We start from the raw sequence: 12,357 nt of genomic DNA, 5'->3' as shown, positions 1-12,357 counted from the left end.
GTGCCGGGCAACTCAGACGTGGCGATAGCGTCCGATCTCCGGAGCTTCGGGGCGGGGATGCTTGGCCGCTACGGCGTTGGCGTCCTCTATCCAGTGGTGGTGCTCTTCTTCCAGCCGGTGCAGGGCATCGGGATCCAGCTTGGGCAAGATGCTGCCCTTGATGAACTCGCCAAGGTCCAGCAGGCGGGTAGCGATGGCATAACCGTGCAGGTGGAACTCATGATCCGCGTGGGTCCCGAAGTGGAAATGCTCGCCCTGAAAGAGCACACCCTTGGCTGCCAGCAGATCCGGGTCGTTCATGACGAAATTCTTGGTCCAGGTATACCAGTGCTCGAAGTACTTTTCCTGTGCTTCCAGGCCCCAGTTATGGGCCTCGAAGAAGGCAAAAACGGAAACCCTGTTGGCCTTGCCGGAAAAAGGAAAGTGTCCTGCCATGCTGTACTCCTTGGGATCGTTCATGAATTATCGCGAGCCATTATAGACCCGTTGCCGGGTTATGGGGTAGCGCGGCCGGCCACCCAAGCGACCTCGCGGCAAGACGAGCCTCGTCCAGGAGGTTCGTAAAAACGCTGCCGCCGCGTTTTGCGCGCCGCCCTTCGCTGTGCGGCACGGGACCTTAGAGGAGGCTGCGATAGAGGTCCCGATAGGCAAGGGCGGCACTTCGCCAGCTATGGTCTTCGCTCATGCCGCGCCGTTGCAACTCGTGCCAGAGTGCGGTCCGCCGGAAGTAGCGCTCGGCGCGCAGGATGGCGGCACGCAGGGTATCGACCTGCGCCGGGTGGAAGACAAAACCGTTGCCGAGCTGGGCCATGGGTCCGTCGACATCGTGGACGGTATCGGCAAGACCACCCGTTTCCTGGACGATGGGGACGGTACCGTAGCGCAGACTGTACATCTGATTGAGGCCGCAGGGCTCGAAGCGGGAGGGCATCAGGAACATGTCGGCACCGGCCTCGATGCGGTGGGACAGGGCCTCATCGAAGCCGATCCGCGCTGCCATCTGGCCACGGTGTGTAGCACCGAGTTCGCGCAGACGCTGCTCCAGCGACCGTTCGCCACTGCCCAGAACCACCAGCTGCAGACCGCGCTTGAGGAGTTCCGGGGCGAGGGCGAGGACGAGGTCCGAGCCCTTCTGTTCTACCAGGCGACTGATCATGCCCAGCAGCGGCACGTGCGGATCCGGAAACAGCCCCAGCTCCTGCTGCAGGCGCGCCTTGCAGGTGGCTTTGCCCTGCAGATCGTCGGCGCTGTAGTGGGCCGGTAGGTAGGGATCGGCGGCTGGATTCCATTGCTCGCTGTCGATGCCGTTGAGAATTCCACTGAGCGCGCCGCTGCGGGCCCGTAACAGACCATCGAGCCCCATACCGAATTCCGGGCGCTGGATCTCCCGGGCGTACGTGGGGCTCACCGTGCTCAGGTGATCGGCGTAGACGAGGCCCGCCTTGAGGAAGGAAAAACTGCCGTAGAGCTCGGTCCCCTGCGGATGAAAGTCCGTGACTGGCAGATGCAGGCGCTCCAGAACCGCGGGGTCGAATCGACCTTGATAGGCCAGATTGTGGATGGTCAGGAGCGTGCGCGGTCGCGCTGCGCCGATGCGCGCCTCCAGCTCCAGCAGATAGGGCACAAGCCCCGTCTGCCAGTCGTTGGCGTGAACGAGCTCCGCCTGCCAGGAGAGTTCCGGTACCCGTCCCTGGGCAATTTCTGCGGCAGCCCGGCACAGACGGGCGAATCGCTCGGCGTTGTCGGGCCAGTCCTCACCCGCGGGATTCTGGTACGGGGACCCCGGGCGCTCATAGTCCGGGTGTCGCAGGAAAAGCCACTGCGGATGATCCATCGGGCTCAGGATTTCCACCCGCTCGCCACTGAACGGCAGCCAGAGATCGGCGCGATGGCGCAGCTGCGCGGAATCCGGCCGACCATACCAGGGGACCAGCACGCGTACATCTTCCCCTGCCGCCAAGAGCTGGCGGGGCAAGGCGCCGCTGACATCCCCGAGGCCGCCGGTCTTGGAAAAAGGGGCCATTTCCGAGGTCACGAAGAGGATCCGCAAGGGCTGCTCCCGTTTTGCCAAAGGGACCATACCCTAGCACGAAAGCCCGTGGGCTTCATCGCCTTTTTTGAATATTCCCGGTGTCTCCCGTATATTCCTCAAGGATTGCGACCCCTCGCCGCAGGGGGCTTTGGCCAAGGAAGACGGGACATGGATATCTGTGAACGTTTCAAGGAGTTTCGGGATCGCGGGCGACTGGTGGTGTACTTCCCCAACACCCATCAGGATGAGGAGCCCGAGGCCTACGCCGTGTTTCTGGCGCTGATGCGACTGCGCATGGGCGTCATGATTCTCGCGCCGGACCTCCCGGAACGCTACGAACCCGTCTACCGGGACGCCATCAAGTACCACCTGCAGACCATCCGCCACAGTCGCCTGTTCACGAGCTTCGTGCCCATCAAGACCCGCGTCTATTTCGTCGAGACGGCAGCGGTGCGGGACGACTTCTACGGCTGTGCCGATTTCTGTGTTCCCGGGGGGAGTCTGGTCGGGGGTTCCGTGGATCTGGCGAGCCCCATCCAAGCGGGCTGCCCCATCGTTCTGGGACCCAAGGCCAGCGATGCCGCGAGCCGGGCCCTGGTGGCCGCAGGCGGCGCCGTGCAGGCCGACAGCATCGCCGCTATCCCGGAACTTGCCAAGGCCTGGCTTACGGAACCGGAAGCGGCCCGGGAGGCGGCTGGAAAGGCCCGCGCCTGGTGGCAGACCCGCTGAGCGGACAGACCATCTCTCTGCTCGGGTAGCGGGGGCTATGCCTCAGGCGTAGTGGCGCTCGATCCAGTCGCGGTAACTGCCGTCCAGAATGGGCCGCCACCAATCGGGGTGTTCCAGGTACCAGCGGATGGTCTGACGGATCCCCTCGGCGAAGGAGAATTGCGGCGCGAAGCCTAGCGCGCCGCGAATTTTCTGGGCATCGATGGCGTAACGGCGATCGTGGCCGGGACGATCGCGCACGTGCTGAATGAGTTCGGCCGATGGCCGTCCACGGCTCGGAGCCGCCAGGGGGTAGCGTTGCAGCCAAGCATCGTCCTCGGCAAAGATCGCATCCACTTCAGCGCAGATGAGCTGGACGATATCCAGGTTGCTCCACTCATTGCAGCCGCCGATGTTGTAGCTCTGCCCCACCTCGCCGCGTTCGAGGATCTCGGCAATCCCGCGGCAGTGATCCTCGACGTACAGCCAGTCGCGAATCTGTCGGCCATCGCCGTAGATGGGCAGAGGCTTGCTGTGGAGGATGTTGACGATGACCAGGGGGATGAGTTTTTCCGGGAAATGGTAGGGCCCATAGTTGTTGGAGCAGTTGCTGGTGGTCGTCTGCAGTCCATAGGTGTGGTGGTAGGCCCGTACCAGATGATCGGCGCCGGCCTTGCTGGCGGCATAGGGTGAGTTGGGTGCGTAGGGTGTATCCTCGCGGAAGGGAGGGTCTTCGGGACCCAGGCTGCCGTAGACCTCGTCCGTCGAAATGTGGTGGAAGCGATGGGGCACGGACCCCTGGGGTCCGTCCAGCCAAACCGCCTTGGCTGCCCGCAGCAGGCTGTGGGTACCCAGGATGTTGCTGCGGATGAAGGCGTCGGGTTCGTGGATGGAGCGGTCGACGTGGCTTTCCGCGGCGAAGTGCACCAACACATTGAGGCGATGATCCCGCAACAGCCGCTCCACGAGATTCTGATCGTTGATGTCGCCCTGGACGAAGCGAAAGCCCGGCCGCTTTTCCAGACCGGCCAGACTGTGCCGGTTGCCGGCGTAGGTCAGGGCATCCAGTACGACCAAGGTGGCGTGGGGATGCTGATGCAGCCAGTAGTGGCAGAAGTTGGCACCGATGAAGCCGGCACCGCCCGTCACCAGCAGGCGTCTCTCCGGGAAGATGTCGTTGTTCGGCATGGTGGCTCTCTTGGAATCAAGCGGTGGATGAAGTCGCCTGGGCGCTGAGCACCCGGCGCAGGGCAACGCGCCAGTGCGGCGCCGCGCCCAGGGCGGCGTAGGCCTCGGTCTTGTCCAGCTGACTGTTGGCTGGACGCCGGGCCGGAGTCGGATAGGCACTCGCAGGAATCGCCTCGATGGGGATGCTGCGGGAGAGCAGACCCAAGGCCAGGGCCTCTTCCTGGATGGCCACGGCAAAATCGTACCAGGAGGCGACGCCGGCGTCGGTCCAGTGCTGGGTACCCCGGAAATCCCGCTGTGCGGTGGCCTGCCAGAGGGCGTCGGCGAGACTCAGGGCGGAGGTGGGGCTGCCCACCTGATCGCAGACGACGCGCAACCGTGGCCGGGTTTCCATGAGTCGCAGCATGGTCTGCAGAAAGTTCTGGCCCCAAGGAGCATAGACCCAGCTGGTGCGCAGAATGAGGGCGTCTTCGCCCAGGGTTTCGCGGATGGCCTGCTCACCCGCTGCCTTGCTGGCACCGTAGACGTTGACGGGTGCCACGGCATCCCGAGGTCGATAGGGCTCTCCCTGACTCCCCGAGAACACAAAATCGGTGGAGATGTGGAGCAGTTCCGCACCCAGGGTCGAAGCGGCGCGGGCAAGGTGGCCAGGGCCCACGGCATTGATGGCCTGGGCCCGGTCCGGTTCCGATTCGGCCCGATCCACGGCGGTGTAGGCGGCTGCGTTGATGATGATCTGCGGTCGGTGGGCGCAGACGCAGGCGGTGACCGCTGCCGCATCGCTGATGTCCAGTTGCTGGCGATCGACGAAGATGGCCTGGACCCCTGCTGGCACACTCTGCGCCAGGGCACGCCCCACCTGGCCCCCCGCACCCGTGATGAGAACCCGCTTGGAGGTTTTGCGCTTATCAGCGTCCATAGCGGTCGAGCAGGTCGTGCAGGGCAGGATAGAGGATGGTGGAGGACGATTCGCGTCCCGCGGTGGCAGTGGGTGGGTAGGGATAGAGAAATTCGTAGAAGTTGTCCATGGGCAGGCCCTGGGTATCGTAGGCTTGGACGCGAATCTCCGCACCCTGGCGCTCTACCCATATGTGGCAGGCGCGAAGACCGCGGGCACTGGGCAGCTCCGTCTGGAAGGGCGAGTCGGCGGCGCCGCAGGCGGCACGCGGGGCAGCGTCGCGCCATTCCCGCAGAAGACTGTCCTCGAGCTTGGCAGCGACCTTGGCCGAGGGCAACAGCAGGGCCCGCCGATCGGTCCAGGCGGCATCGACGGCCGCACGGTCCTGTGGCGCACTGATGGCCACGAGCTGGTGCAGGCGATCCAGGTTTTCCAGGGCCAGGGTGAGTTCCGTCCGGACGGCGGCCTGGCGATGGATGATGTGCACACTCAAGGCGATGGCGCCAATACCATAAGCGCCGATGATGCCCAGTAGAAGCCAGGCAAAAAGGCGGCGTGCGCTGGGCGAGGGGGCGGTCATCAGACGTTGCTGCGGCGCGAGTCGCGCCGCGGAATCTCACCGAGCAGGCTGGCCCGCTTCTGCGCTACGCTGCCTGGCTCGTAGTGCATCACCAGGTGGTTCTCCTTGGCAAAGTGGAGAATCTCCTTGTAGGCCTCGGGGCGGATCTTTTCGAGCTCCTCGTCCATGAGGATGGCGGCGTTGCCGTTGATGGTGGCAGGCTCGATGTACGGCAGGTAGTGGATCTTGTGGTCGCTTCCAAAGTGGGCGAGGCCCACGCCCTCGATGAGCATCTCCGCCCAGGCCGAGGGTCGGAACTTGCGCCCGCTGGCCGTGATTCCTTCAATGATGATCATGCAGCGCCCCTCCGTGAACCGGCGCCATAGCATACCGCAAAGCAGGGCGGTCAGGAAAAGTCAGGGGAAACACTCCAGGTCCGCAAGCAGGCTGCCGGCGGCGTCCTTGGCGGCCAGCGTAGGCAGGGTTCCGGGCGACAAGGGCCAGCGGACGCCCACCGTAGGATCGTCCCAGCGCAGGCAGCGCTCCGCCTCGGGCAGGTAGTAGTCCGTTGCCTTGTAGAGAAAGTCCGCTTGCTCCGACAGCACCAGAAAACCGTGGGCAAAGCCCGGCGGCACCCAGAGCATCTGCGCATTGCCGGCACTCAGGGTGGCGCCGGCCCAGCGGCCGAAATGTGGCGAACTGCGACGCAGGTCCACGGCCACGTCGAATACCTCGCCCGCCACGACGCGCACCAGTTTGCCCTGCGGCTGGCGGATCTGATAGTGCAGGCCGCGCAGGACCCCGCGCTGGGAGCGGCTGTGGTTGTCCTGGACGAAATCCAGATCCAGCCCGGCGGCGGCAAAGCTGCGGCGATTCCAGCTCTCCAGGAAGAAACCACGGGCATCACCAAAGACCCGAGGCGTGATGAGCAGTACATCGGGGATGCTCAGGGCTTCGATCTTCATGGCTGGCGTGGCTCCTCCTCGAGCAGGCGCAGCAGATATTCGCCATAGCCACTCTTGCGCAGGGGCTCGGCCAGCCGGCACAGCGTGTCATCGCCGATGTAGCCCAGGCGCCAGGCGATTTCCTCGGGACAGGCCACCTTGAGACCCTGACGTTCCTCCAAGGTGCGGATGAATTGGGCGGCGTTGAGGAGATCGGCGTGCGTCCCAGTGTCGAGCCAGGCGGTACCGCGGCCGAGAATTTCCACCCGCAATCGGCCGTGGCTGAGATAGAGGTTGTTGAGGTCGGTGATCTCCAGCTCACCGCGGGCCGAGGGGCGCAGCTGCCGTGCCAGCCGACTGCCATCCCCGTCGTAGAAGTACAGACCGGTGACGGCGAAGGAGGAGCGTGGCTGGGCCGGTTTTTCGGCCAGGCTGAGCGCCCGGCCCGTGGCATCGAATTCCACCACGCCGTAGGCCCGGGGATTGGCTACGTGGTAGGCAAAGATGGTGGCCCCATCCGCCTGTGCCGCGATTGCCTGTAGCTTGTCGCTGAGCTCGTGCCCGTAGAAGACGTTGTCGCCCAGTACCAGAGCCGAGGGCGCGCCGGCCAGAAAGTCCTCGGCGATGATGAGGGCCTGGGCCAGCCCTTCGGGTTGGGCCTGTTCCGCATAGTGAAACTCCAGCCCCCACTGGCGACCATCGCCCAGCAGTTGCCGAAAGCGAGGCAGATCGGTGGGGGTGGAGATGATCAGGATCTCGCGGATGCCAGCGAGCATCAGGGTGGACAGCGGATAGTAGATCAGCGGTTTATCGTAGACGGGCATGAGCTGTTTGCTCAGAACCTGCGTCAGCGGATAGAGACGGGTGCCTGAGCCGCCCGCGAGAATGATGCCCTTACGCATGCGGCTGCTCGCCGGCACGCGCCTGGCAGAGTCCGTCGAGGTAGCGCACGAAAGCCGGACCGACCTCCGGATGAAGCTGGGCAAAGGCGATGGTGGCCTGCAGGTAGCCAAGTTTGTCGCCGCAGTCGAAACGCTGTCCTTGGAAGCGGTAGGCGAGAACCTGACGCTCGCCCAAGAGATTCGCTATGGCGTCTGTCAACTGGATTTCCCCACCGGCGCCGCTGCCGAGATTCTCGAGAAAATGGAAGATGCGGGCCGGCAGAATATAGCGCCCCACCACACCGAGATTGGAGGGGGCCTCTTCCGGCTTGGGTTTTTCGACGATGCGGCTCACCTGATAGATGTTGTCGTCCCAGGGACGGGCATCGACGATACCGTAGCGGGAACTGTGCTCCCGCGGAATCTCTTCCACACCCAGTATGCCGGCCTGGTAGCGCCGATACTGCTCCACCATCTGCCCGAGCACCGGCTCCGTCGCCAGCATGAGATCGTCCGCCAGCAGCACCGCAAAGGGTTCATTGCCCACCACCGGGCGCGCCATGAGCACAGCATGGCCAAGGCCCAGGGGGTAGGGCTGACGCAGGAAAATGGTGCTCACATGGCTCGGCAGAATGGCCCGCACCTGTTCCAGCAGGGCGGTCTTCTGCTTTTTTTCCAGTTCCATTTCCAGCTCGTAGGAGACATCGAAGTGATCAGCGATGGCGCGCTTGCCGCGGCCGGTGACGAAGATGAGCTGATCGATACCGGCGGCGATGGCTTCCTCCACCGCGTACTGGATGAGCGGCTTGTCCACCACCGGCATCATCTCCTTGGGACTGGCCTTGGTGGCGGGAAGAAAGCGGGTACCCAGACCGGCTACGGGGAATACGGCTTTACGCACGAGCTCCATGTCGTCTCCTCACTGTATCGTTGGCGCCAGTATAGTGAGCCGCGTCGAGCGCGGCAAAAGTCGAGCTCAGTGCGGGGCCTCCCCCGCTTCGGTTTTATCCGTGGCTTCCGCGGCGGCCTTGACCGCCTGTAGTTTTTCACGCAGATGCCGGCCACTGCCCACACCGCCTGCCATGGCAAAGCGCAGTGCCTGCTGCGGCGAGAGCTCCGGCAGAGGAATGAGCTGGTCGCGTGGCACCACGTAGGTAAAGCCGCCGATGTTGTAGGCCATGGGGACGTAGACGGCCAGACAGTCCTCGCCCAGGCCCGGTATCTCGCTCAATTCGTCGCGAGTGACGAGGCCGATGACGTAGGCGCCGGCGCCGTTCTGCGGCACCAGCACGGCGCTGCGAAAGCCACGGTCCTTGCCGCCCAGCAGCAGTTCCACGGTTTCCTGGATGGTGCTGTAGATGCTGTGGAACACTGGGATACGCTCGAGCACGGCATTGATTCGTTCGAAGATCCAGGCCGACAGGGTGTGCGAGGCGAGAAAGCCGACGCCGAGGATGGTGACCAGGGTCAGCAGGATACCGAGGCCCGGAATGTCGACGCCGAAGAGCGCGTGGATCGGGCCGTTGAAGATCCCATCCACCCAGCGACCCACCATCAGGACGAAATAGATGGTCAGTCCGATGGGGAGGGAGATGAGCAGGCCTTGAACGAACCAGCGGCGCAGGTGCCAGCGCCGCGAGGAAGGGGCTTTCGGAGGACTGGATACCGGTAGCATGGTGCCTCAGCGAAATTCAGTAGTGGCCAGGGAAGCATAGCAAGGCCACCTCCCGGGGCAAAGCGGCAGCGCATCCGTCACAGATCGTCTTCGTCGCCCTGGCTCTTGAACTCTTGAGGCGTGAGTTCGTGCTTGCGCATCAGTTTATAGAGATCCGTACGGTGGCGGCCGGCAATCCGCGCAGCGCGGGAGATGTTGCCGTCCGTCGCCCGCAGCAGGTTCTCCAGGTAGCTGCGCTCGAAGGCTGCCTTGGCGTCCTGCAGCGGTGGGAAGGCGCTGCGGCCGCCGGTACGACTGGCGTCGGGGATGGCCTCGGCCGCGACCCAGCCTTTTTCTGTCAAGGCAGCTGCCAGGGTGACCACGTTCTCCAGCTCGCGGACGTTGCCTGGCCAGGGCCGACAGATCAGCTTGTCCAGGGCCTCAGGGCTGAAGCCTTGGATGGGGCGGCCCAGGCGGGCAATCTCCCGGTCGAGAAAATGCTGGGCCAGCAGGAGGATGTCCTCGGGTCGCTCGGCCAGGCTCGGTACCCGCAGCGGGATGACGTGCAGACGATAATAAAGATCCTCACGAAAGGCGCCGCTGGCCGTCAGTGCGTAGATGTCTTGGTGGGTAGCGCTGATGACGCGGATATCCACGCGATACTCCTCCCGGGAACCCACAGGCCGCAGGGTACCCTCCTGCAGGACGCGCAGGAGCTTGACCTGCAGATTGAGGGGAAGATCAGCAATCTCGTCGAGAAAGAGCGTGCCACCATCGGCGGCGCGAATGAGGCCGAGATGGTCCTGGCTGGCGCCGGTGAAGGCCCCCTTGACGTGACCGAAGAGTTCGCTTTCGGCGAGGTCGGCGACGATGGCGCCACAATTGACGGCAATGAAGGGCCCCTGGGCGCGGGGACTGGCGGCGTGGATGGCGCGTGCTACCCGCTCCTTGCCCGAACCGCTCTCGCCGGTGAGGAAGACGCTGGCCTGCGAGTGGGCGACGCGGGTCAGTTCGTCCACGAGCTTGGCCATGACCGGGCTGCGGTGCAGGATCATCTGCCCGGCCAGATCCTTCAGCGTGGCCCGCAGTCGGCCAGTCTCGCGGCTCGCCTGGCGTTGCCGCAAGGCGGCGGCGACCAGGGATTCCAGCTCCTCACTGCTGAAGGGCTTGCCCAGATAGCCGAAGGCCTGTGCGCGCATGGCAGCCACGGCATTGGGGATGCTGCCGTGGGCGGTGAGGATGATCACCGGCAAATCGGGATCCAGCTCCTGCACCGCTTCGAGAACTTCCATGCCGTCCATCTCGGGCATACGCAGATCGGTGATGACCAGATCCGGGGTCTCCCGCTCCAGGGCCTTTACGGCCTGCATCGGCGCGCTGAAGGCCTGCACCTGGTGTCCCTCGCTCTCGAGCCATAGGCCCAGAAGCCGCAGGAAGTCGGGGTCGTCGTCGATGATGCAGATGTGCGCGGGGTCTATGCCGAGGGATTTCTGAGTCATTGCGGGGCCTTGCTGCTAAGACTTTCCTGCGCCTGTTGATGTAGGAGCTGCTCCAGGCGCTGCAGGCGCTGCGCCGCCGATTCTTCCGCCGCGGATCGGGCGGGGGTGGTAGCGGGAGCAGCGGCACGCGGGCTTCTGGTCGCCTCCGCCGGTGGACAGGAAAGGCCGTGCTGCTGCGAGCGGCTGTAGGCCACCAGGTTCTGCCATGGCCGAATCTCTGCGGCGACGCTGGGGTTCTGGGCGGCCAGCTGCAGTTCCCGACCGGCATTGTCGACACTGGTACGGTTCAGTGGCGTCTGCTGCAGATAGCTGCGGGCGAGAGCGAGATGGATGCGGGCGCAGTCGACGCCGTCGGCTGCGCCGCAGTGGCCAAGGTCTGCCAACAGCTGCGCCCGACTGGAGTTGGGGGCAGGTTGTGCCGACGGCAGTATCTGGGCGCAGGCAGCGAGGGTCGGCAGGGCCATGAGCAGAAAGGGTGTGCGAAGGTTCATGGGCGCGACTCTCTGGGGGGTGGACAGGGGAGCCAGACCTCGGCGCTGAGACCCCCTTGTGGATGATTGCGCACGCGGATCTCGCCGTGCTGGGCCAGTACGAGTTCGCGGGCGATGGCCAGACCGAGACCCGTTCCGCGTGGCAGGTTGCTGCTGGCAGAGACCTGAAAGAAGCGTTCGAAAACGCGGCCCAGGAGTGCCTCGGGTATGCCCGGCCCGTGGTCGCGAACCTGAATCCGCACTCCGCCGCCCTCCGCCTGTGCGGCGACGCGGATGGTATCGCCGGCGACGCTATATTTGTGGGCATTGCTCACCAGATTACTGAGGATCTGGAGCAGACGCTTGGGATCGGCGCGCACCTGGAGTCCCTCGTCCACCGCGATCTCCAAGGTCTGCTGGCGACGGTCCAGCAGGGGCTGCATCCGGCCACGCAACTCCTGCAACTGCGCCGACAGGGGCAGGTCCGTCAGCGAATACTCCAGACTCTGCGCCTGCAGCGCGTGCATGTCCAGCATCTCCTGGATGGCGACGTAGAGCTCCTGGACCTGGCGGGAGATGATCTCCAACACCTCGCGCTGGGCCTGCGAGAGCTTGCCCAGGCGCTCGCTGAGCATCAGCTCGGCGCCAGAGCGGGCCGAGGCCAGTGGGGTTTTCAGTTCGTGCGACACCTGGCTCAGAAAGACGTGGCGCAGGCGCTCCTCCTCACGCAGGCGGCTCTGCATGGTCTCGATGCTCGCCGCCAGATCGCGGATCTCCTGGGGACCCTCCCGTATCAACCGCGTTGCCCGCCCTGCGCCGAGATCTTCCAGAGCGCGGCGGATCTCCCCCAGAGGACGCGTCAGCGCCACCGCGACCCGCCAGGGAATCCACAGGGCGAGGGCCGCCGTCACCGCCACCAGCAGGTAGAGCAGCCAGACCGCTCGGGTCCGTGCTTCGGCGGCCTGTTGTGACTCCTTGAGAAAGAGTTTCTGCAGACTGCCGTGGAGCTCTGCCAGAGCAGCGTCCACGCCTCTCTGGCCAACATCCGCACCGTTTGCCTGGATAGCCGCGCGACCGTATTCGGTGAGGGCGCGACTGAGGGCGAGGACCCGACTGCCAAGCTCGGGATGCTTTTTCTGGACGATGGGCAGCAATGCTTGCAATTCCTGCTGTTCCCTCTGCACCAGGGCGTGAAAGGTGTGCTCATAGCCGCTGTGCGGCAGCACTCCCGCCAGGCGCCGGTAGAATTCGGCCTGTCCCTGAGTGTCACGGATCTCCAGAAGCTGCCGTTGCACCGGCAGTGCCGTATCCAGCAATACATCGCTGCTGCTGCTGAGGCTGTGGATGGCCTGCAGGGCGAGGGCAACGAGCAATGCCACCATGAGGAATATGAGTATGGCAGCGGCTCGTACCCGCCGTGGGATGGACCCGGCTCGACTTCGGTCCTCGGGTTTGCCGGAAAACCAGCTCCGTTCCGTCTCCAATCCTTTGACTACGCTCATGACTGAAACCCCCGCAGTGCTT

The 12,357-nt window shown here is 64.6% G+C and carries 14 protein-coding genes; 1 reads left to right on the top strand and 13 read right to left on the bottom strand.

The features are described 5' to 3' along the window. Positions 1-12: 12 nt before the first annotated feature. Complete coding sequence (locus Q0C23_RS03775; RefSeq protein ID WP_291511046.1) at positions 13-459, bottom strand: hypothetical protein; 447 nt, start codon at positions 457-459, stop codon at positions 13-15. A gap of 157 nt (positions 460-616) precedes the next feature. Then, positions 617-2,080: a glycogen synthase GlgA gene (gene glgA, locus Q0C23_RS03770; protein ID WP_291511045.1), complete on the bottom strand. Its 1,464-nt coding sequence runs from the start codon at positions 2,078-2,080 to the stop codon at positions 617-619. Positions 2,081-2,200: 120 nt separating this feature from the next. Here glgA and Q0C23_RS03765 point away from each other — a divergent pair, with 120 nt between their 5' ends. Continuing rightward, entirely contained in the window at positions 2,201-2,761 is a 561-nt protein-coding gene (locus Q0C23_RS03765) for a 3-deoxy-D-manno-octulosonic acid transferase (protein WP_291511044.1), read from the top strand. Positions 2,762-2,803: 42 nt separating this feature from the next. Here Q0C23_RS03765 and rfbB read toward each other — a convergent pair whose 3' ends face one another. From rfbB to Q0C23_RS03710, 11 genes are all read right to left on the bottom strand, one after another. Next, complete coding sequence (gene rfbB / locus Q0C23_RS03760) at positions 2,804-3,928, bottom strand: dTDP-glucose 4,6-dehydratase (protein ID WP_291511043.1); 1,125 nt, start codon at positions 3,926-3,928, stop codon at positions 2,804-2,806. 16 nt (positions 3,929-3,944) lie between these two features. Then, positions 3,945-4,847, bottom strand: coding sequence for a dTDP-4-dehydrorhamnose reductase (gene rfbD, locus Q0C23_RS03755; protein WP_291511042.1), 903 nt, complete (start codon positions 4,845-4,847; stop codon positions 3,945-3,947). After that, entirely contained in the window at positions 4,837-5,406 is a 570-nt protein-coding gene (locus Q0C23_RS03750) for a hypothetical protein (protein WP_291511041.1), read from the bottom strand. The genes rfbD and Q0C23_RS03750 overlap by 11 nt, the downstream gene beginning before the upstream one ends. After that, positions 5,406-5,741, bottom strand: coding sequence for a DUF3579 domain-containing protein (locus tag Q0C23_RS03745; RefSeq protein WP_291511040.1), 336 nt, complete (start codon positions 5,739-5,741; stop codon positions 5,406-5,408). The genes Q0C23_RS03750 and Q0C23_RS03745 overlap by 1 nt, the downstream gene beginning before the upstream one ends. A gap of 60 nt (positions 5,742-5,801) precedes the next feature. Further along, the gene (gene rfbC, locus Q0C23_RS03740) at positions 5,802-6,350 is read right to left on the bottom strand and encodes a dTDP-4-dehydrorhamnose 3,5-epimerase (RefSeq protein WP_291511039.1); all 549 of its coding nucleotides are present in this window, start codon (positions 6,348-6,350) and stop codon (positions 5,802-5,804) included. Next, the gene (gene rfbA, locus Q0C23_RS03735; RefSeq protein WP_291511038.1) at positions 6,347-7,231 is read right to left on the bottom strand and encodes a glucose-1-phosphate thymidylyltransferase RfbA; all 885 of its coding nucleotides are present in this window, start codon (positions 7,229-7,231) and stop codon (positions 6,347-6,349) included. The genes rfbC and rfbA overlap by 4 nt, the downstream gene beginning before the upstream one ends. Then, positions 7,224-8,120, bottom strand: a complete 897-nt coding sequence (galU, locus tag Q0C23_RS03730; RefSeq protein ID WP_291511037.1) for a UTP--glucose-1-phosphate uridylyltransferase GalU — start codon at positions 8,118-8,120, stop codon at positions 7,224-7,226. Before galU ends, rfbA begins: the two co-directional genes overlap by 8 nt. Positions 8,121-8,186: 66 nt before the next feature. After that, positions 8,187-8,885 (bottom strand): DUF502 domain-containing protein, encoded by a 699-nt coding sequence (locus Q0C23_RS03725; RefSeq protein WP_291511036.1) that lies wholly within the window; start codon positions 8,883-8,885, stop codon positions 8,187-8,189. Between the two features lie 77 nt (positions 8,886-8,962). Next, the gene (locus Q0C23_RS03720) at positions 8,963-10,363 is read right to left on the bottom strand and encodes a sigma-54 dependent transcriptional regulator (protein WP_291511035.1); all 1,401 of its coding nucleotides are present in this window, start codon (positions 10,361-10,363) and stop codon (positions 8,963-8,965) included. Beyond that, positions 10,360-10,854: a hypothetical protein gene (locus Q0C23_RS03715; RefSeq protein WP_291511034.1), complete on the bottom strand. Its 495-nt coding sequence runs from the start codon at positions 10,852-10,854 to the stop codon at positions 10,360-10,362. The genes Q0C23_RS03720 and Q0C23_RS03715 overlap by 4 nt, the downstream gene beginning before the upstream one ends. Then, entirely contained in the window at positions 10,851-12,335 is a 1,485-nt protein-coding gene (locus tag Q0C23_RS03710) for a HAMP domain-containing sensor histidine kinase (protein ID WP_291511033.1), read from the bottom strand. The genes Q0C23_RS03715 and Q0C23_RS03710 overlap by 4 nt, the downstream gene beginning before the upstream one ends. Positions 12,336-12,357: the final 22 nt, after the last annotated feature.

It is taken from the genome of Acidithiobacillus sp., assembly GCF_023256195.1.
Taxonomy (GTDB): Bacteria; Pseudomonadota; Gammaproteobacteria; order Acidithiobacillales; family Acidithiobacillaceae; genus Acidithiobacillus_A.
This window is presented reverse-complemented; position numbering and strand designations above follow the sequence as displayed.

What these genes read in the sequence shown, in the direction of transcription:
- Q0C23_RS03775 (WP_291511046.1), bottom strand. Translation starts at nt 459, where the DNA reads ATGAACGATCCCAAGGAGTACAGCATGGCAGGACACTTTCCTTTTTCC.
- glgA (WP_291511045.1), bottom strand. Translation starts at nt 2,080, where the DNA reads ATGGTCCCTTTGGCAAAACGGGAGCAGCCCTTGCGGATCCTCTTCGTG.
- Q0C23_RS03765 (WP_291511044.1), top strand. Translation starts at nt 2,201, where the DNA reads ATGGATATCTGTGAACGTTTCAAGGAGTTTCGGGATCGCGGGCGACTG.
- rfbB (WP_291511043.1), bottom strand. Translation starts at nt 3,928, where the DNA reads ATGCCGAACAACGACATCTTCCCGGAGAGACGCCTGCTGGTGACGGGC.
- rfbD (WP_291511042.1), bottom strand. Translation starts at nt 4,847, where the DNA reads ATGGACGCTGATAAGCGCAAAACCTCCAAGCGGGTTCTCATCACGGGT.
- Q0C23_RS03750 (WP_291511041.1), bottom strand. Translation starts at nt 5,406, where the DNA reads ATGACCGCCCCCTCGCCCAGCGCACGCCGCCTTTTTGCCTGGCTTCTA.
- Q0C23_RS03745 (WP_291511040.1), bottom strand. Translation starts at nt 5,741, where the DNA reads ATGATCATCATTGAAGGAATCACGGCCAGCGGGCGCAAGTTCCGACCC.
- rfbC (WP_291511039.1), bottom strand. Translation starts at nt 6,350, where the DNA reads ATGAAGATCGAAGCCCTGAGCATCCCCGATGTACTGCTCATCACGCCT.
- rfbA (WP_291511038.1), bottom strand. Translation starts at nt 7,231, where the DNA reads ATGCGTAAGGGCATCATTCTCGCGGGCGGCTCAGGCACCCGTCTCTAT.
- galU (WP_291511037.1), bottom strand. Translation starts at nt 8,120, where the DNA reads ATGGAGCTCGTGCGTAAAGCCGTATTCCCCGTAGCCGGTCTGGGTACC.
- Q0C23_RS03725 (WP_291511036.1), bottom strand. Translation starts at nt 8,885, where the DNA reads ATGCTACCGGTATCCAGTCCTCCGAAAGCCCCTTCCTCGCGGCGCTGG.
- Q0C23_RS03720 (WP_291511035.1), bottom strand. Translation starts at nt 10,363, where the DNA reads ATGACTCAGAAATCCCTCGGCATAGACCCCGCGCACATCTGCATCATC.
- Q0C23_RS03715 (WP_291511034.1), bottom strand. Translation starts at nt 10,854, where the DNA reads ATGAACCTTCGCACACCCTTTCTGCTCATGGCCCTGCCGACCCTCGCT.
- Q0C23_RS03710 (WP_291511033.1), bottom strand. Translation starts at nt 12,335, where the DNA reads ATGAGCGTAGTCAAAGGATTGGAGACGGAACGGAGCTGGTTTTCCGGC.